The following is a 17,895-nucleotide window of genomic DNA, read 5'->3' on the forward strand; positions in this document are numbered from 1 at the left end:
TTCTCGCTGAAGATCACGTTCGAGTGAGTCTCGGCGGCGACCTTAAGATTCGGTGAACGGGAGCCGGATCGTGACGACCGTCCCGTTCGGGGTGTTGGGTTCGGCGACGACGGCGCCGCCGTGCTGGCCCACGGTCTGGGCCACGATCGCCAGGCCGAGCCCCGAGCCGGGCATCGAGCGGGCCGCGGTCGCCCGGTAGAAACGCTCGAACACATGCGGCCGGTCGGCCTCGTCGATGCCCGGCCCGGTGTCGGCCACCCTGAGCGCGCACGTTCCGCTCGCGTCGTCCTTGACCAGCTTGAGGTGTACGGCGGAGCCAGGCGGACTCCATTTGGCGGCATTGTCGAGGACGTTGACGATCATGCGTTCCAGCTCGCCGGGCCGGCCGTGCACGACCGCCGGGTTCAGGTCGGCCTCGAATTGGATGCCGGGTGCGCGCATCCGGACCCGGCCCAGCGCGGCCTCGGTGATCTCGGCGAGGTCGACCGGCTCCGGCGTCTCCCGGGTCGACTCGGCCCGGGCCAGCTCGACGAGTTCGCTGGTGAGGGTGGTCAGCTCGCGGATCTGCGCGTCGAGGTCGGCGAGCAGGCTCTCGCGTTCCTGGGACGGCAGGCGATCGGCGAGCTCGGGGTGGCGTTCGATGCGTAACAACAGTTCGATGTTGGTGCGGATGCTGGTCAGCGGCGTACGCAATTCGTGGCTGGCGTCCTCGATGAGCGTGCGCTGAGCGCGCCGGGCCGTGTCGATCGCCTCGAGAAGGGTGTTGACGCCGGCGCCGAGCCGGGCGATCTCGTCGGTGCCCTCGACCGTGAGGGGTTGGTCGAGGTCCATGGTGACCGCGACGTTCTCCACCGCGGCCGTGAGGTGCTGCACCGGGGCCAGCCCGGAACGGGCGACCAACCGGCCGAGCAGGGCCGCCCCGGCCGCGCCGACCAGGCATCCGCCGGCGAGCAGGAAACCGAACAGGGTGACTACGTCGTCGTCCTGCTCCTGGCTGAACGCGACCTGCACGGCGCCGCCGCCGGTGGCCGGCACGGTCAGCATCAGATAGTCGCCGACCTCCTCCTCCGCGGCACGGTTGCGGCCGGCCGCGACCTGCCGGGCCCGCGTGGTAACCGGCAGCGGATTGTCGGTGTCGCTGATGACCGCGCCGGCGGCGTCGAGGATCTGCCAGCGCGGGCCGAGCTGATGCGGACCGTGCCGATGCCCGGCGTCGGGCAGCGTGCCGGGGGAGGAGAGCCACTGGTCCGGTTGCGCGGCGATGGCGTCGGCGTCCGCGGTCAGCTGCGACTGCGTCTGGTGGTGCTGGATCTCGGCAACCGCGAACCACGCCCCGGTGGACAGCGCGATCAGCGACGCCGACACCGCCGCGGTAACCAGCAGCGCCACCCGGCCGTGCAGGGTCCGGCGGCGCCACCAGCCGCTCACCAGGCTTCCTCGCGCAGCACGAAACCGACCCCGCGCACGGTGTGCAGCAGCCGCGGCTCGCCCTCGGCCTCGAGCTTGCGGCGCAGGTAGCCGAGGTAGACCGCGATGCTGTTCGACTCCTCGCCGAAGTCGTAGCCCCAGACCTGCTCGAACAGCGCGGTCCGGGTGAGCACCTGCTTCGGGTGGCGCAGGAACGTCTCGAGGATGGCGAACTCGGTGCGGGTCAGCCGCAGCGGCCGGGCGCCGCGCCAGACCTCCCGGGTATTCGGGTCCAGCCGCAGGTCGGCATAGGTGAGGTGTTCCGGCGCGGGCGCCGCGGCGATCAGCGAGCGGCGCATCAGCGCCCGCAGCCGGGCGAGAAGCTCCTGCAGGGCGAACGGTTTGGCCAGGTAGTCGTCGGCGCCGGCGTCCAGGCCCGCGACCCGGTCGCCGACATCGTCGCGGGCGGTGAGCATGAGCACCGGGACGAGGATGCCGTCGGCGCGCATCCGCCGGCAGGTCTCCAGGCCGTCCAGCACCGGCATGCTGACGTCGAGGATCACGGCGTCGGGCGCGTTGCCGCGGACGGCGTCGAGTGCCTCGCTGCCGTCGGCCGCGGTGTCCACGTCGTGCCCTTCGAAGCGCAGCGTGCGCGCGAGGGAATCGCGGACGGCCGTGTCGTCGTCAACCACCAGTACTCGCATGCAACTACCCTCTCGTACCGCGGCCGTGCGTCCGGCGGGAACCGTCAGCGGTTCAGGAGGCCGAGGCCGACGGCGTGGCGACGGGGGCGGAGCTGCTGGGCGATGTCGACGGCGTCGAGCCATTCCGGTCGTCGTCCGATCGGCCGCCGTCCCGGTCGCCGCTCCTGCCGCCCTTGCCGTCGCTCTTGTCGCCGCGGCCGTCGTGCCCGGATTCGCCGCGCCCGGCCGAGTGGCCGCCGTCGCCCTGATCGGCCAGCGCGAACACGGCGACAGCCGCGCCGCCACCGGCCAGACCACCGATCAGCAGAGTGCCGGCGATCACCAGGGCCGGGATCCCGCCGATGCGCCGCCAGCGGCGTGGAGCCGGGGCCGCTGTGAACGCCGCGGGCTCGGCGATGGGGGCGGGCGTGGCCTCCGGGGTGGGCTCGTTCATGATCTATTCCTTTTCAGCTGCTTCTCGGGGTGTGCAGACAAGACTGCGGGCGGTTCCTAAATGCGGTGACGGTGCGCGAATAAGAGATTCGTAAGGAGTTGTCGACGTGGCCCAGGCGGCAGTCGAGGTTGGCCCGGTCTTCGCGGCCGTACTGGCGGTGCTGGTTCTTCTCGCCGTCGCGGCGGCGCTGGCCGGCCGGTTGGGGGTGAGCCGCGCGGTCGTGACGGCGTCGCTGCGGGCGGTGGCCCAGCTGGGAGTGGTGTCGCTGCTGATCGCGGCGGTGCTCCGGTCCTGGTGGGCGACCGCGGCGTTCATCACCCTGATGCTGCTGGTCGCGGCCGCGACCTCGGGCCGGCGGATCGGCTCGTGGCGGCTGGCCCGCTTCGCGATCCTGCCGATCGCGGCCGGCGCCGTGCCGGCCGGCGTGGTGGTCGTGGCCGGCGGGACGGTGCCGCTGACCGAGGTGGCGGTGCTGCCGATCGCCGGCATCCTGATCGGCGGCGCGATGACCGCGACCTCGCTCGCCGGCCGGCGCGCGCTCGACGAACTGCGCAACCGCCACGGCGAGTACGAGGCAGCGCTGGCCCTGGGTTTCCTGCCGCGCGAGGCCGCACTCGAGGTGGTCCGCCCGACCGCCGGGCACGCCCTGGTGCCGGCGCTGGATCAGACCCGCACGGTCGGTCTGGTGTCGCTGCCCGGGGCCTTCGTCGGCGTGCTGCTCGGCGGTGGTTCGGCGCTGCAGGCCGGCGCCACCCAGCTGCTGGTCCTGGTGGCGCTGCTGGCGGTGGAGGCGATCGCCATCGCGGTGACGATCGAGCTGATCGCGCGGGAGAGGTTGACTAACACCTACAAGTTGTAGGAGATTCCTCCTTGCTCGAGGAGCTCGCTTCCCATGCGTACCCCTCAATTGATCGTGGTCGTCCTGGCTGCCGCCGCTTGTTCCTCCGCCGGAGGCGAAAAAGCTGGCGGCGCGGTGCGGGTGCGCGCCGACGACACCACCTGAGCGGCCGCCGGGACCTCGATCTCTTCGATCAGCAACGAGGGCTCGAAAATCACCGAGTTCTACGTGTACGCCGAGAGCGATCGCGTCATGGGCGAGGTGGAAGCGAAACCGGGGAACGGCGATGCGGGCGTTATCCGCGGCAGATCAGGAAGGGTTTGTGATCTCTAAAGTCGGCTGTTATGCGTCAGCGCGTGGCTGGGAGCGCCGATGTCCTACGGTCGAGCACATCGACCACAATTCGGCGGGGGCATGGCACATGATCTTCAACCGGCCGCTGGTGAAGTGGGGGTTGCTTGGCGCGGTTGTCTTCGGGCTGCTGGCGGCCGGCGTCTTCTTCGTCGACGACAAGCTCCGCAAGGACGTCGTTGAGCACGGCACCCGCACGCAAGCGGTCGTCATCAGCGACCACGACGACGAGATCGACCACTGGTTCACGGTCAGTTACGCCGTCCAGGGCGAGCAGCACAGCGCGAACCTCCGCCACCCCTGGATCATGGACAAGGTCCGCGAGGGCCAGCAGTTGACTGTCTATGCCGACCGGACGAACCCGGAACTGATCGCGACCGAGGACGGCTACGCGACCCCGGTGTGGACCTCTGCTCCTGGCGCACTCGCAGTCTTGGCGCTACTCGGCGTCTTCGTGGCCGTCGTCGAAGGCTGGCGGTCCCTGCGCCGCGGACGCCGAGCTGATCCACGAGACACTCCCTGATCGAGGAATTACTCGGGTGCGTGCCAACGCCCCGGCCGGTCGTCAACCGGCGTTGCAGGTAGTCCCTTGCCGCGCAACTATCGGCGGCAGATCCGGATACGTGATCTTGGCTAGCCGTAAGTCGTGGTGGCGACCACTAGGGCTACGCCGGCGCTGGACGCCTAATTCGGCGTCCCGCCGGCCCTGAGCCGGCGGGACGCTCTGGCCGATCCCCGGCGGCAGCTCGCTCCCGCCCCGGCGAGTGCGGCACTCACCGGGGGTGTCCGAAGAACACGGAAACGGACAGCGGTCAGAAGGGGGAGCTGACGGCTGGATCAGCGGCTTTCGGCGAAGTACTCGTAGTTGTCGGCGTTGTCGACCGCGTTGGCCGGGCTCGACACGGCGAGTTGCTTGGCCGCGGTCTGACCGTAAACGTGGTCGTCGGTACCGCCGTTGACAGTGAAGTGGCTCGACTCGTGGATCAGTGTTCCGGCCTTCGAATCGGTACCGGTGGCCGGCGCCGACCAGAACGCGTTGCAGAGGTAGATGATGTACGGCTCGTCCGGGTATACGTAGGCGTAGTAGTCCTCGTCGCTGGTGCAGTCGAGCGTCACGGTCTTGCTGGTCAGCTCGCTGGTGATTTTGCTGTAGGCAGAGGTCACCCGGGAGAACCGCGACGAGCTGTACGTGCCGAACCAGGTGGTGTAGGCGCCTCCGCCGGAGGGGTTCGCCGCCAGCCAGGTCTGGGACTTCTGCGAGAACGTCGTGGCGTTGCTGATGGCCGTCTTCAGCGTGGTCTTCTCACTCGTGGTGCAACCACGGTAGGTGAGGGTGACCGCTGCCGCGGCGGCGCCGACGTTCACCTGCTCGGTGGCTGTCGGCGCGGCACTGGACACCTTGGCGGCACCCCGGATGCCGGCGCTGGTGCGCACGGTGGCGCGACCGGCGTTGACCCGCAGCGTGCCCGCGGAGGCACGCACCTGGGTCGAAGCCAGCGCGACCGTGAAGGTTCCCGGCTGCGACAGGTCATACTCGTCGGCCAGGTCCATGGTCGCGGTGTAGGTGCCACCGGCGGGAATGCTGGTGTAGTCGGCCGCGGTCGGCGCCGCCGGCTTCACCAGCTTGCCCTGGTAGGCCACCGGCGTACCGTTCCTGGTCACGGCCAGGATCGCTCCGGAGTCGTGCGCCTGCGGCAGGTCACGGGAGAGCACGCTGACCGGTGCCGCCGACGTGTTGCGCACCGTGAATCGCACGGTGAGGGCGTCGCTGGTCGCCTGGCCGATCTGGACGGTCGTCGTGAGACCGGAGGGGGTGCCGGCCGCCGCTGCGTTCGCCCCGGCGGCGACTGCGGTCGGGACCGCGATTCCGACGGCGAGGCACGCCGCCCAGAGTGGACGTCGAGAGTTGCGCACGTGGTTTCCTTTCCCGGGCATCGATCCCGTTGCCGCCTGCCCGTTAGAGCCAACGACGGGGATCAATGCGTTAGAATCACGTGCATCAATTTATATGACCGTCATTGCGGATCAATGGGCTTCCGCATCCCTGGTGGGTCATACCTTGACGCCGATTCGACTCGAGCGCGTCGCTGCAGATCTGGGGCTGCAACCCGGGCTGGCAGCAACTGTGGGCCTACGACACCTTCAGCCCGGACGCGTTCCGGCTCATCGCCGCCTACACACTGCCCGGCTCCGGCCACACCCAGATGTGCGTGGAAACGTGAACATTGCGCGAACGACGGCGTGACCGCCGAGCGTACGGGGAAGTCGAACACGGAGAAGCTGTACGACGACGAATGAGGTGTGCGATGACTGAACCTGCCGCCACCGGTGGTCTCGTCGACCCGGAGATTGCCTTGCAACGCCAGGCCGAGGCCCTTGGCCAGCGTTTCCCCGATGTCGACCGCGCCGAGCTCGACGACCGTGTCCACGACACCTACGCGCGCCTGAAGGAGGAGGCGAGCATCGACTCCCACCTGGTCGCAGTGACCGAGAAACAGGTCACCGAGGATCTGCGCCGCAGCGGCGAGACCGTCCACGTTCGCAGCGACGATCCGGTTCCGGACCATTAAATCCGAGATGACCGGCAGGCTGAGCAGGGAGGTGACGGCTTCGAACAATTCCAGCCGTACGCCGGAGAGCAGCGCCGTGGCCACGTAGGTGAGCACGACCCCGAGCGCCGCCGCGCACACGACGGCGGCGCCGACGGTGAATTCCTGCTGCTTCACATCCCGTACACGCCTGAGGGGGCCCATCCGCCTACCTCCTACAGTATGTAGGTTTACCGCCTCGGCGGTCGGGCATTGGAGGCGGCGTGATGACATCGGCCCTGGGGCCCTCGTTCCTCGACCCGGAGTGGCTGATCTCCACGTTCGGCCTGGTCGGCATCCTCGCCATCGTGTTCGCCGAGTCCGGGCTGCTGATCGGCTTCTTCCTGCCGGGTGACTCGCTGCTGTTCACGGCCGGGCTGCTGGTGGCCGACGGCACCTATCTGCATCAGCCGCTGTGGCTGATGTGCCTGCTGGTGTCGGTCGCCGCGATCGCCGGCGACCAGTTCGGTTACCTGTTCGGCCGCCGGTTCGGGCCGTCGTTGTTCCGCCGCCCGGACTCGCGCCTGTTCAAGCAGGAGAACCTGACCCGGGCGCGGGAATTCTTCGCGAAGTACGGCGCGCGGTCGATCGTGCTCGCCCGCTTCGTGCCGATCGTGCGGACGTTCACCCCGATCGTGGCCGGCGCGAGCCACATGCACTATCGCACCTTCCTGCTCTACAACGTCATCGGCGGGGCGGCCTGGGGGAGCGGCGTGACGATCCTGGGTTACTTCCTCGGGCAGGTCGCGTTCGTGAAGTCGAACATCGAGCTGATCCTGATCGGCATCGTGGTCCTCTCGGTGATTCCGATCGGCATCGAGCTGCTGCGCTCGCGATCGAGAAAATCCGAACGGCGTTTCCCGCAGGGCTGAGTCGGCTTGCTCCTACATCATGTAGGAGCAAGCCGACATTCAACCGATAGCGGGAGTAAACCATGCTGGCAGCAGCGGTCGCCGTCGCGACCCTTCTGAGCACCGCGGCGTACGCCGCCCCGACCGTCCCGCCGCGACCGGACCACGTGGTGATCGTGGTGCTTGAGAACAAGCGGTACGACGCGGTCGTCGGTGATCCGCGGACCCCGTGGATCACGTCGCTGGCCGCCGGCTCGGCGAACATGCTCCAGTTCCACGCCGAGACGCACCCCAGTCAGCCGAACTACCTCGCGCTCTTCTCCGGCTCGGCGCAGGGCGTCACCGACAACAACTGCCCGCACGACCTCGGCGCCCGGCCGAACCTCGGGCGGCAGCTGATCGACGCCGGCTACACGTTCACCGGCTACTCGGAGGATCTGCCCGGAGCCGGGTGGCGGGGCTGCGGGGATCGGGGTTACGTGCGCCGGCACAACCCGTGGGTGAACTTCAGCAACGTCCCGGCCGCGGCGAACCAGCCGTACACCGCGTTCCCGCCGGACTATCGCCGACTGCCCACCGTCAGCTTCGTGATCCCGAACCTGTGCCACGACATGCACGACTGCCCCAAGGCGGAGGGCGACGCCTGGCTGCGGAGGGAGTTCGCGCCGTACGTCGCCTGGGCAAAGACGCACCACAGCCTGTTCGTGCTGACCTTCGACGAGGACAACCGGACCGGCGGCAACCGCATCGCGACCATCGTGGCCGGCGCGGGCGTGCGGCCGGACGGTTACTCCGCCCGGGTCGACCACTACGACCTGCTGCACACGCTGCAGAAGATCTACGGCCTGCCGCTGACCGGCTTCGCCCAGCGCCGTGCCGGCATGCCGTCTATCTGGCAGTAGTCAGAGCCAGGCGCGGGCGAGGTGGACGAACGAGTCGGTGGCCGCTGCGGCGACCGCCACGATGGCGACACTGAGCAGGGCCGGGCCGATCAGGCGCCGCAGCAGCGGGGCGGGAGTGGGCCGGGTCAGCGCGCGCACCCGCTGCACCGCGACGCCGCCGTCGATGCCCAGGGCGGTGCCGGGGCCGGCGGCGGCGAGGGCGGCCCGGGCCACCGCGCGGGCGGTCAGGTCGCGGTCGCCGACGTCGGCCGCGGCGTCCTCGTCGGCCCACCGCTCGACCAGGAACTCGACCGCCCGGCGCACCGGGATCAGCAGCGGGTTGACCGCGGCCGCCGCGGCGGCGACCGCGGTGAGCCGGTGGTGCCGGTGGGCGAGGTGGGCGCGCTCGTGGGCGAGCACGACCTCCCGCTCCCCGGCGCTGAGCAGTCGCAGGATTCCGGTGGTGACCAGCAGATGCCCGCGGCGGCGGGCGGTGCCCGGCACGGCGACCGCCATCGGCAGGGTCCAGTCGGCGACGACCATCTCCTGCTGGGCCGGGTCGCCGACCGCCCGCAGCCGCCGGTTGGTGGTGATCCGGCGCCCGGCGTCGCGGACGAGCCGGACGCCGCCGGCGAGCAGCGCCAGGCCGGCGACCAGCGCGATCAGCCCGGGCACCGGCTCGGGCAGTTCGAGCGAGGCGTGGTTGTCGAGCGTGGCCAGCGGCGGGACGTCGTCGAGCATGGTCAGCGCCAGCATGGTCAGCGACCAGGTCGAGCAGATGGCCACGACCGCGGCGGCGACGCTCAGCGTCCAGGCCGCCGGACCGGGCGCGCCGCGCGCCGCGATCCGCGGGGCCGCCAGCGCGAGGGGCAGGGCCAGCAGCAGCGGCAGGTAGACGCTGAACGTCATGAGTCGTCGGCCAGCAGCTGCCGCAGCAGGTCCACGTCGGATTTGTCGAGCGAGGCGGCGAACAGCTGGAGCACCGCCTGCCGGTCGGGCCGGTCGGCCAGGGCGGCCTGCATCTGCGAAGCGGCCTCGGCGGCGGCGTCCTTGGCCGGCCAGTAGGCGTGGCCCCGCCCGGCCCGGTCGCGCTCGACGGCGCCCTTGTCGTGCAGCCGGAACAGGATGGTCTGCACCGTGTTGTAGGCGAGATCGCCGCCCAGCTCCTGTTGCACCTCCGTGGCCGTCATCGGGGCGTCGGCCGCCCACAGCACACCCATCACCGCGGCCTCCAGGCTCCCGGGTGGGCGTCGGCCTTCCTTGGTTCTCACCGTCGCGGACCTCCCGGGCCAGGATAACCCCGCACGGACGGGCACGCGCTCCGCGACACCTGAGCACCTACAAACTGTAGGAGATAGGCTCGGCGGATGATCGCTTCCCCGGTGCGGCTGGTCGGTGCGGCGGCCGCGGCCTTCGTCACCCTTTCCCTGGTGGTGATCGGCCATGCCGGTCCGTTGTTCAGTTTCGACGCGCTCGTGAGCGGGGCGGCGCACACGGCGGCGCTCGCCCATCCGCTCTGGCGGGCCGCCATGGCAGCGGTCACCGCGACCGGCAGCACCACGATCCTCGGCCCGCTGACCGCGGCCGGCTGCGCGATCCTGCTCAGATTCGGCCGCTGGCGGCAGGCGGTGTTCGCGGCCACCGCGATGATCGTCACGCTCGCCGCGCGCCTGGTCGTGCTCAACCTCATCGCGCGGCCCCGGCCGGCCGACCGGCTGGCCGCGTCTTCGGGCTTCTCGTTCCCGTCCGGGCACAGCACCGCCTCCGCGGCCGCCGCGCTGATCCTCGTGCTGATCTGCTGGCCACTGCTGAAGCAGCGGTGGAGCCGCGTCCTGCTGTGTCTCGGCGCGGGCGCCTGGGCGTTCACGGTCGGGCTGAGCCGCGTCGCGCTGGTCGTGCACTGGCCGTCCGACGTCGTCGGCGCCTGGCTGTTCGTGCTGGCGCTGGTGCCCGCGATCGGCCTGGCACTGCGGCATTTCCTGGGCCGCGCCGAGTCACCGCGCCGAGGGCAGGCCGCCGGCCGCCCGGGTGCGGCGACGGGAGCGGAGCAGCTCGACGGCGATCGGCAGGACTGAGACGACCACGATGACGATGGCCAGGATGCCGATCAGGCCGAACGTCGAGATCAGGTGCTGCGGGTCAAGAACGCTCATCGGCGGAAAGGTAGGTCTCCGGCCCTGAAGATTCGTTGAACGGCAGCCGGATCCGCATCGCCGCGCCCTCGGCGAGGTCGTCGACGGTGAGCGTGCCGTCGTGCGCGGCGACGATGTCGCGGGCGATGGCCAGGCCGAGGCCGGTGCCACCGCCGGTGCGCGAGCGGCTGTCGTCGAGGCGCACGAACCGGTCGAAGATCCGCTCGCGGTCGCCCGCGGGGATCGGTGGCCCGTCGTTGCCGATGACGATCTCGGCGTACCCCTCGCTGCTGCCGACCTTGATCGTGACGGCGGAAACCGCGTGCCGGGCCGAGTTGTCGACCAGGTTGCGCACGACCCGCAGCAGCGCGTCCGCGTCGCCGGTGATCCGCACCGGCTGCACCGCCGCCCGCACCTGCAACGCCGGGTACTCCAGGCTGAGGCGCTCCCGCTCGGTGTAGGCCAGGTCGTCCAGGTCGACGTCCTGTCGGCGGCCCCGCAGGCCGACGTCGTCCATCCGGGCCAGCAGCAGCAGGTCCTCGACCAGGCGGGCCATCCGGGCGCTCTCGTTCCGGATCCGGGCGGCCGAGCGGGCCGCGGGCGGCGGCAGATCGGCGCCGGCCAGCAGGTCGGCGTTGGCCTGCACGGTGGCGAGCGGACTGCGCAGCTCGTGGCTGGCGTCGCCGACGAACCGGCGCTGGGCGTCGGACGCCCGCTCGATCCGGTCGAGCATCGTGTTCATGGTGGCGGCCAGCGCGGCGATCTCGTCGTCGGCCGCCGGCACCGGCAGCCGGGCGTGCAGGTTGCGCGAGGTGATCAGGGTGGCCTGGCGGCGCATCGCCTCGACCGGCCGCAGGGTGCGCCCGACGAAGTGGAACGTCGCGAACCCCACCACCACCGCGAGCATCGGCAGGCCCAGCAGCAGCGCCACGACGATCGCCTCGGTGCCGTCGCCGACGGTGTCGAGCGACTCCGCGACCAGCACGGTCTTGGTGCCGGAGGCGGTGCTCACGCCCTGCGCGACGATCCGGAACGGCTCGTCCGCCGTACCGGTCAGATGCCGTTGTTCCCGCACCTGTTTGCCGGCCGCCGGGCGCAGCGCGGAGATCGGGCCCTGGCCGGTCAGGGCGTCCGAGGACGCCTCGACCGTGCCGGACGCGTCGAGCACCTGCACCACCGTCCGCTCCCGGGCGGTCGGGCGCACCAGCGTGGTGAGGTCCGAGCCGGCCTTGATCGCGGCGGCGACCTGCGCGGCCCGGTCGTTGGCGGCGGTGTTGATGTTGTCGAGCAGGGTGCCGCGCACCGCGACCAGGAGCACCCCGCCGGCCAGCAGCGAGGTGACGGCCACGACGACGGCCGCGGCGAGCGCGGACCGCAGGCGTACGCCGAGCCGGCGGCGCAGGAGACCCAGCATGGCCGTCACGGTATCCGCGCCAGGAGTGACCCGGGGCCGGTCTTCAGCGCATTTTCAGCCTCGGACCGGGCAGGCTTGACGGCATGCGTGTTCTGGTGGTGGAGGACGAGATCGGGCTGGCCGAGACGATCCGGGACGGTCTGACCGAGGCCGGTTTCGCCGTCGACCTGGTGCATGACGGCGTCGACGGGTTGTGGCAGGCCACCGAGACACCGCACGGTGCGTACGACGTGCTCGTGCTGGACATCATGCTGCCCGGCCTCAGCGGTTACGAGATCTGCCGGACGCTGCGCAAACGCGAGGTCTGGACGCCGATCCTGATGCTGACGGCGAAAGACGGCGAGTACGACCAGGCCGACGCGCTCGATCTGGGCGCCGACGATTACCTGACCAAGCCGTTCTCGTTCGTGGTGCTGATCGCGCGGCTGCGGGCGCTCATCCGCCGGGGCGCCCCGGAGCGGCCGGCGGTCCTTTCCGCGGGCGAGCTCACGCTGGACCCGGGAGAGCGGCGGGTGGCCCGGGCGGGCGAGCCGGTGGCGGTGACGCCACGTGAGTTCGCGATGCTGGAGTTCCTGATGCACCACCGCGGGCAGGCGATGACCAAGACGGCGATCCTGGAGAGCGTCTGGGACGCCAACTTCAACGGCGATCCGAACATCGTCGAGGTCTACATCGGCTACCTGCGCAAGAAGATCGGCACCGCGGCGATCGAGACCGTCCGCGGCGCCGGTTACCGCATCGCCGGCTGAGCCTTCAGTAATTCCTCAGCGCACGATCATCAACCTCTGCGGTCATGGAGATCGTGGTTTTATCGGCGAGCATCGGCGCAGGTCATGACGGCGCCGCCACGGAGATCACCCGGCGCCTGCTCGGCGCCGGCCTCACCGTCCGGCGCTTCGACTATCTGGACCTGCTGCCCGCCGGGTGGGGACCAACCATCAAGCAGGCGTACGCGCGGCAGCTCACCTACGTGCCGGACAGCTGGGGCCGGTTGCTCGACGCGATGGCCCGGCCCGGCGCGACCCGCTGGGCGGCCAGGCTGTCCACCCGGGGCGCCCGGCGCCGCCTGCTCGCCGCGGCGGGGGAGTCGCCGGCCGCCGTGGTGTCCACCTACCCGCTCGCCACCCAGGCGCTCGGCCGGCTGCGGCTGGCCGGTCTGTTGCGCGCCCCGGCCGTCGCGGTGCTGACCGACCCGTCGGTGCATCCGCTGTGCGTGGCGCCCGGCATCGATCTGCACCTGAGCCCGAACGAGGACGCGACCGCCCGGGTCCGTGACGATTTCGGCCTGCCGGTGGCCACCATCGCCCCGATCGTCGCCCCGGCGTTCCGCCCGGCCCGCGACGCCGCCGACGTGCTGGCCGCCCGGAAACGGCACGGCCTGCCGCCGGACGCCCGGCTGGCCCTGGTGGTGGCCGGCTCGTGGGGCGTCGGCGACATCGAGACCACGGTGCGGGACCTGGCCGCGGCGACCGAGGCGATCCCGGTCATGGTGTGCGGCCGCAACTCCGCCCTGCGCGACCGGCTCGCCGCGACCGGCACCGCGATCGCGCTCGGCTGGGTCGGCGACATGCCGTCGCTGATCCGCGCCGCCGACCTGGTGGTGCAGAACGCCGGCGGCCTGACCTGCCTGGAGGCGCTGGCCGGCGGCGTCCCGGTGATCAGCTACCGCTGCCTGCCGGGGCACGGCGTGGCCAACGCGGCCGTCCTGGAGCGGCTCGGCCAGGTCCCCTGGCCGCGCACGGTCGGCGAGCTGCGCGACGCGGCCCGCTCCGTGCTGCGGACCGGACCGGCACGGACCGCCGTGCCGGAGGCGGCCGAACTGATCCGCTCGCTGGCGGTGGCCTGATGACCCCGCTGCGGACCGCGTTCGCCGCCCTCACCCAGCCGCTGCCGGCGGTCGCCGCGATCGGCCCGCTCCGCCGCCGGCTGCTGCCCGCCCTGGCCGGCCTCGGCCACCCGCGCCACGTGGCGCTCACCTTCGACGACGGCCCGCACCCGGACGCGACGCCGGAGCTGCTGCGGATGCTCGGCAACGCCGGGGTGCGGGCGACGTTCTTCCTGCTCGGCCGGATGGCCGAGGAACTGCCCGAGGTGGCCCGGGCTGTCGCCGACGCCGGGCACGAGATCGGCGTGCACGGGTACGACCACCGGCTGCTGGCCAAACGCGGCCCGGCCGCGACCCGGGAGGACCTCGACCGGGCCACCGCCGCGATCACCGCGGTCACCGGGGCCCGGCCGCGGTGGTGGCGCCCGCCGTACGGCGTGGCCAACACCGCCGCCCTGCTGGAGGCCCACCGGCTCGGCCTGCAACCGGTGCTGTGGACGACCTGGGGCCGGGACTGGACGGCGTCCTGCACACCCGACTCGGTCTACCGCAGCGTGCTGCGCAAACTCGACGGCGGCGGCACGATCCTGCTGCACGACAGCGACGTCGCCGCCGCCCCGAAGTGCTGGCTGGCCATGCTCGGCGCGCTGCCGCCGATCCTGACCACCTGCCGCGCCCGCGGCCTGGCCGTCGGCCCGCTGGCCGAGCACGGGCTGTCACCGCGAGCAGAGCGCGTCCACTGGTGACAGCCGCGCCGCCCGAGCCCGGATGTCACCGCGAGCGGAGCGCGTCCACTGGTGACAGCCGCGCCGCCCGGGCCCGGATGTCACCGCGAGCGGAGCGCTTCCACCGGTGACAGCCGTGCCGCCCGTGCCGCCGGATAGAGACCGGCCAGCGCGCCGACCAGCAGGGCGGCGCCGAGGCCGGCGGCCGGCGCCGCCACCGGGACGGCGAGGGGGTTGCCGCCGAGCCGGGCGGCGACCGCCGTGGCCAGCAGGCCGAGACCGACGCCGAGCACCCCGCCGAGCACCGCCAGCAGCGTCGACTCCAGCAGGAACTGCAGCGCGACGTGCCGCCGCCGGGCGCCCAGCGCGCGGCGTAGCCCGATCTCGCCGCGCCGCTCGAGGACCGAGATCACCATGATGTTCGCGATGCCGACCCCGGCGATGAGCAGGGCGATGCCGCCCAGGCCGAGGAACAGCCCAACGAACGCGCCCTTGGCCGCGATCCGGGCTACCAGCAGGTCGGACGGCCGTCGTATCTGAACGTCGTTCCGCCCGTCCGGCATCGTCGTGGCGGTGAGCACCGCGGCCACCACGGCCACCTGGTCCGGGTCGGCGCGCAGATAGATCCGGGTCGGCTCGGCCGTGCGCCCGAAGACCTGCTCCGCCTGCCCGAAGCTGATCAGCGCGGCGAGGTCGATCTCCGGCGCGACCGTGACCGGCGCGAGCACCCCGGCGACGGTGAAGTAATGATCGCCGAGCAGCACCTGGGTGGGCGTCTCCAGCGAGCCGATGCCGAGGATCTTCGCCGCCTCGAAGCCGAGCACGGTCATCGGATAGTGCTCCGCGGTCGCATCGAGGAAGTGGCCGAGCAGCGGCGGTGCGGACAGGGTCGCCGGCAGTGAGGGCCGGGTGGCCAGCACGTTCATGCCGCCGGTCTGCACCGCCGGGATCGCCCGGCTGCGCCGCACGGTCACGTTCTCGACGGTGGCGACCGCGGTGACCGTGCGCACCGGCGGGATCCGCGCGATCATCGGCTCGGCGGTGGCCGGCAGCGGGATCCCGCGGCCGTTGACCGATTCCGCCGAGGCGACGGTCAGCAGGTTGCCCTGCTCGCCGAGCTGGGTGAGCAGGTCGGCCTTGGCCGACTGGGCGATGCCGAGCACGGCGACGACGGCGGCCACCGCGATGGCGATGCCGAGCGCGGACAGCGCGGACCGGATCCGGCGGGCGCGCAGGCCGGCGGTGGCCAGGGTGATCGCGTCCGGCAGACGCAGGCGGGCGGCCATCACGAGTCCTTCCGGGTGTCGCCGACGACGTGGCTGTCGCCGACGACGTGGCTGTCGCCGACGACGCGGGTGTCGCTGACGATGCGGCCGTCGTGCAGGTGCACCCGGCGCCGCATGGCCGCCGCGACGTCGGCGTTGTGTGTGATCAGGACGACCGTCGTCACGCCGGCCAGCCCGGACAGCAGCCGGGTGATCTCCGCGCCGGTGGCCGAGTCGAGATTGCCGGTCGGCTCGTCGGCCAACAGCACCGCGGGCTGCCCGACGATCGCCCGGGCGATCGCGACCCGCTGGCGCTCGCCGCCGGACAGCTGCCCGGCGCGGTGCCGGATCCGGCCGGCCAGCCCGACCTCGTACAGCGCCGCGGTGGCCCGCTCCCGCCGGACCCGGGCCGGCACGCCCCGGTAGAGCAGGCCGGTGGCCACGTTGTCCAGCACGCTGAGGTGTTCGAGGAGGAAGAACTGCTGGAAGACGAAGCCGAGCCGGGTGGCCCGCACGTCGGAGAGCTCCGGATCGGACAGGCCGGAGACGTCGACGCCGGCGACCCGCACCGTCCCGCTGGTGGGCCGTTCGAGGGTGCCGAGGATGCTCAGCAGCGTCGACTTGCCGGCCCCGGAGGCGCCGGTGATGGCCACCGTCTCGCCGGCGTCGACGACGAGGTCGATGCGGTCCAGCGCGGTGACCGAGGTGGGTGGTGGATAGACCTTGCTGACCGCGGAGAGTTCCAGCACGCCGGTGCTCATGTGGCCGGCACCTCCACGACGGCGCCCTCGCGCAGTCCGTCGCCGCGGACCTCGACCCGGCTGTCGGTGAACAGCCCCGGCGTGACGCCGACCAGCCGGCGGCCCCCGTCCAGCAGATAGAGGCCGTAACCGCCACCGGCCAGCGCGACCAGGGCGGTGATCGGCACGGTCAGGACGCCCTGGACCGCGGAGGTGACCACGTTGACCTCCACCGGCGCCTGGTCGAGGCCGGCGCCGGCGACCTGGCGGCCGAGCGTCACGGTCGCCGGCACCGAGGGCAGCTGGCTGCCGCCGCGGCCGAGCTCGGCGTCGGTGGGGGCGGTGGCCACCGTCGACAGCGCGGTGACCCGGCCGGGCACGACCTCGCCGCCGGGGAGGGTGACCGTGACGGCGTCGCGCAGATGGACGAGATGGGTGGCGGTGACCGGGATCGCGAGCGTCACCGCGACCGTGGTCGACGTGCCGGACACCACGGCGTCGCCGCCCGCCCGGCCGCCGGTCTTCACCGCGACGTCGGCGACCCGCAGGCGGCCGGGCAGGAACGTGACCGCCCCGAGGTCCAGCCGCCCCGTGACCGGCTGGTGGGTGGCGTGCTGCCAGCGGCGCACGGCGGCGTGGGTGGCGTGCGTGAACCGCCCGTCGACGGTGAGGTTCGCGCTGGTGGCGTGGCCGAGCGCGACCAGGTTGGACTCCAGCGCGCGGACGTCCGGCCCGGCGGTGATGCCCGGCGCGAGCGTCCGCCAGGCCGGCCGCTCGCCGAAGAGCAACCGGACCGGGCGGTTGTCGACGGCGAACACCGGCTGTCCACGGCCGATCACCTGGCCCGGCCGCGGCAGCCAGGTCACGATGCCGGGGGCGCCGAGCCAGTAGACGTCGTACCCGCCGGTGTAGCCCAGCGTTCCGGGGATGGTGGTGGTCGCGGACAGATCGGCGCGGATCACCGGAGCGCTGCCGGTCGGCACCGTGGGTGCGGCCGGCGCCGCTGGTTCGGTGCGCAGCCACCAGCCGCCGCCCGCCCCGGCCGCGGCCACCGCGACCGCCGCCCCGCTCAGCACGGCCCGCCTACGCATCGCCGAGATTCCCGAGGCTGGAGGCCGCTTCCTCCTGGTCCAGGACGCTCCGGCAGGCCTGCGCGGCGCGTTGCAGGGTCGGGTTCTCCTTGCCGCCCGGCGGTATCGAGCTGGGATCGAGGCCGAAGCCCTTGCCGGGGGAGAAGTGACTGTCGACGGTGGGGTCCTTGAAGTTGGGCAGCCCGTTCGCGCGCATGCACTGGGCCGACCTGACCCCGGCCTGAATCAGCCTCGGTGGTGGCGGTCCCTGGTCGCGGATCGAGAAGTTGGCCGCCCGGATGAGGTCGCGGCAGGTCGTCTGGATCGCCTCCAGCTGCGGGCCGTCGATCGGGCGGAAGGCCACCTCGTCGGTGTAGACGTAGCCGTCCGCGGTCAGCACCGGGTCCTGATAATTGGCGGCGCCGTGTTCCCGGATGCACTGCGCGGCGGCGTGCAACTTCGCCCGGCGGGCTGCGCTGCTCTCCCCGGCGACGGCGTTCGGGTTGTCGTGCTCGCTCGGCGCCGACGCGCTGCTGCCGCCGCCGTTCGGCAGCTGGGGCACGGTTGGTGTGGCCGGATCCCCGCTGCAGGCGGCGAGGCTGAGCAGGAGGATGACTGCGGGCAGACGCTTCACTGTGGACCCCCGTTCTCGGATGCGGACAGGTCTAGCG

20 protein-coding genes are annotated in these 17,895 nt (G+C 72.1%); 9 read left to right on the forward strand and 11 right to left on the reverse strand.

Annotated features, from left to right (window positions below; translation table 11 throughout):
• Positions 1-42: 42 nt before the first annotated feature.
• The 3 genes from AB0E90_RS46730 to AB0E90_RS46740 are packed head-to-tail and all read right to left on the reverse strand — an operon-like array spanning position 43 to position 2,544.
• Positions 43-1,428: a HAMP domain-containing sensor histidine kinase gene (locus AB0E90_RS46730; RefSeq protein ID WP_360419318.1), complete on the reverse strand. Its 1,386-nt coding sequence runs from the start codon at positions 1,426-1,428 to the stop codon at positions 43-45.
• A complete protein-coding gene (locus tag AB0E90_RS46735; protein ID WP_360419320.1) occupies positions 1,425-2,111 on the reverse strand; it encodes a response regulator transcription factor in 687 nt (228 codons plus the stop codon). The genes AB0E90_RS46730 and AB0E90_RS46735 overlap by 4 nt, the downstream gene beginning before the upstream one ends.
• A gap of 52 nt (positions 2,112-2,163) precedes the next feature.
• The gene (locus AB0E90_RS46740; protein ID WP_360419322.1) at positions 2,164-2,544 is read right to left on the reverse strand and encodes a hypothetical protein; all 381 of its coding nucleotides are present in this window, start codon (positions 2,542-2,544) and stop codon (positions 2,164-2,166) included.
• Between the two features lie 106 nt (positions 2,545-2,650).
• Here AB0E90_RS46740 and AB0E90_RS46745 point away from each other — a divergent pair, with 106 nt between their 5' ends.
• Positions 2,651-3,403, forward strand: a complete 753-nt coding sequence (locus AB0E90_RS46745) for an ABC transporter permease (RefSeq protein ID WP_360419324.1) — start codon at positions 2,651-2,653, stop codon at positions 3,401-3,403.
• A gap of 400 nt (positions 3,404-3,803) precedes the next feature.
• Positions 3,804-4,256: a hypothetical protein gene (locus AB0E90_RS46750; RefSeq protein WP_360419326.1), complete on the forward strand. Its 453-nt coding sequence runs from the start codon at positions 3,804-3,806 to the stop codon at positions 4,254-4,256.
• 314 nt (positions 4,257-4,570) lie between these two features.
• Here the strand turns inward: AB0E90_RS46750 and AB0E90_RS46755 are convergent, their stop codons facing one another.
• Positions 4,571-5,647, reverse strand: a complete 1,077-nt coding sequence (locus AB0E90_RS46755) for a M35 family metallo-endopeptidase (RefSeq protein WP_360419328.1) — start codon at positions 5,645-5,647, stop codon at positions 4,571-4,573.
• Between the two features lie 392 nt (positions 5,648-6,039).
• Between AB0E90_RS46755 and AB0E90_RS46760 the strand changes: the two genes are divergently transcribed.
• The 3 genes from AB0E90_RS46760 (at position 6,040) to AB0E90_RS46770 (ending at position 8,074) form a co-directional block, all read left to right on the forward strand.
• Positions 6,040-6,303: a three-helix bundle dimerization domain-containing protein gene (locus AB0E90_RS46760; RefSeq protein WP_360419330.1), complete on the forward strand. Its 264-nt coding sequence runs from the start codon at positions 6,040-6,042 to the stop codon at positions 6,301-6,303.
• A gap of 245 nt (positions 6,304-6,548) precedes the next feature.
• Positions 6,549-7,193, forward strand: a complete 645-nt coding sequence (locus AB0E90_RS46765) for a VTT domain-containing protein (RefSeq protein WP_360419332.1) — start codon at positions 6,549-6,551, stop codon at positions 7,191-7,193.
• A 62-nt stretch (positions 7,194-7,255) separates the two neighbouring features.
• The gene (locus AB0E90_RS46770) at positions 7,256-8,074 is read left to right on the forward strand and encodes an alkaline phosphatase family protein (protein ID WP_360419334.1); all 819 of its coding nucleotides are present in this window, start codon (positions 7,256-7,258) and stop codon (positions 8,072-8,074) included.
• Here the strand turns inward: AB0E90_RS46770 and AB0E90_RS46775 are convergent, their stop codons facing one another.
• Positions 8,075-8,962, reverse strand: a complete 888-nt coding sequence (locus AB0E90_RS46775; protein WP_360419336.1) for a M48 family metalloprotease — start codon at positions 8,960-8,962, stop codon at positions 8,075-8,077. It lies immediately after the preceding gene.
• Entirely contained in the window at positions 8,959-9,324 is a 366-nt protein-coding gene (locus AB0E90_RS46780) for a BlaI/MecI/CopY family transcriptional regulator (RefSeq protein WP_360419338.1), read from the reverse strand. Before AB0E90_RS46780 ends, AB0E90_RS46775 begins: the two co-directional genes overlap by 4 nt.
• A 96-nt stretch (positions 9,325-9,420) precedes the next feature.
• Between AB0E90_RS46780 and AB0E90_RS46785 the strand changes: the two genes are divergently transcribed.
• Entirely contained in the window at positions 9,421-10,128 is a 708-nt protein-coding gene (locus tag AB0E90_RS46785; RefSeq protein WP_360419340.1) for a phosphatase PAP2 family protein, read from the forward strand.
• A gap of 64 nt (positions 10,129-10,192) precedes the next feature.
• On the opposite strand, the gene AB0E90_RS46790 is transcribed toward AB0E90_RS46785, so the two are convergent.
• Positions 10,193-11,599 (reverse strand): HAMP domain-containing sensor histidine kinase, encoded by a 1,407-nt coding sequence (locus AB0E90_RS46790; RefSeq protein ID WP_360419342.1) that lies wholly within the window; start codon positions 11,597-11,599, stop codon positions 10,193-10,195.
• A gap of 83 nt (positions 11,600-11,682) precedes the next feature.
• Here AB0E90_RS46790 and AB0E90_RS46795 point away from each other — a divergent pair, with 83 nt between their 5' ends.
• From AB0E90_RS46795 to AB0E90_RS46805, 3 genes are read left to right on the forward strand one after another with little or no spacing between them, the layout of a single operon-like run.
• On the forward strand, positions 11,683-12,348 hold the full coding sequence (locus AB0E90_RS46795; RefSeq protein WP_360419344.1) for a response regulator transcription factor: 666 nt from the start codon (positions 11,683-11,685) through the stop codon (positions 12,346-12,348).
• 44 nt (positions 12,349-12,392) lie between these two features.
• The gene (locus AB0E90_RS46800; protein ID WP_360419346.1) at positions 12,393-13,445 is read left to right on the forward strand and encodes a glycosyltransferase; all 1,053 of its coding nucleotides are present in this window, start codon (positions 12,393-12,395) and stop codon (positions 13,443-13,445) included.
• Positions 13,445-14,170 carry a polysaccharide deacetylase family protein gene (locus AB0E90_RS46805; RefSeq protein ID WP_360419348.1) on the forward strand — a complete coding sequence of 242 codons (726 nt, stop codon included), beginning with the start codon at positions 13,445-13,447 and terminating at the stop codon, positions 14,168-14,170. The genes AB0E90_RS46800 and AB0E90_RS46805 overlap by 1 nt, the downstream gene beginning before the upstream one ends.
• An 80-nt stretch (positions 14,171-14,250) precedes the next feature.
• Here the strand turns inward: AB0E90_RS46805 and AB0E90_RS46810 are convergent, their stop codons facing one another.
• From AB0E90_RS46810 to AB0E90_RS46825, 4 genes are read right to left on the reverse strand one after another with little or no spacing between them, the layout of a single operon-like run.
• Positions 14,251-15,435, reverse strand: a complete 1,185-nt coding sequence (locus tag AB0E90_RS46810) for an FtsX-like permease family protein (protein WP_360419350.1) — start codon at positions 15,433-15,435, stop codon at positions 14,251-14,253.
• Positions 15,435-16,175: an ABC transporter ATP-binding protein gene (locus tag AB0E90_RS46815; protein ID WP_360419352.1), complete on the reverse strand. Its 741-nt coding sequence runs from the start codon at positions 16,173-16,175 to the stop codon at positions 15,435-15,437. The genes AB0E90_RS46810 and AB0E90_RS46815 overlap by 1 nt, the downstream gene beginning before the upstream one ends.
• Positions 16,172-17,245, reverse strand: a complete 1,074-nt coding sequence (locus tag AB0E90_RS46820; RefSeq protein WP_360419354.1) for a peptidoglycan-binding domain-containing protein — start codon at positions 17,243-17,245, stop codon at positions 16,172-16,174. Before AB0E90_RS46820 ends, AB0E90_RS46815 begins: the two co-directional genes overlap by 4 nt.
• Positions 17,238-17,858: a hypothetical protein gene (locus AB0E90_RS46825; RefSeq protein ID WP_360419356.1), complete on the reverse strand. Its 621-nt coding sequence runs from the start codon at positions 17,856-17,858 to the stop codon at positions 17,238-17,240. Before AB0E90_RS46825 ends, AB0E90_RS46820 begins: the two co-directional genes overlap by 8 nt.
• Between the last annotated feature and the right edge of the window lie 37 nt (positions 17,859-17,895).

Origin of the sequence: Actinoplanes sp. NPDC026619, from assembly GCF_040638295.1 — a bacterium.
Classification (GTDB): Bacteria; Actinomycetota; Actinomycetes; order Mycobacteriales; family Micromonosporaceae; genus Actinoplanes.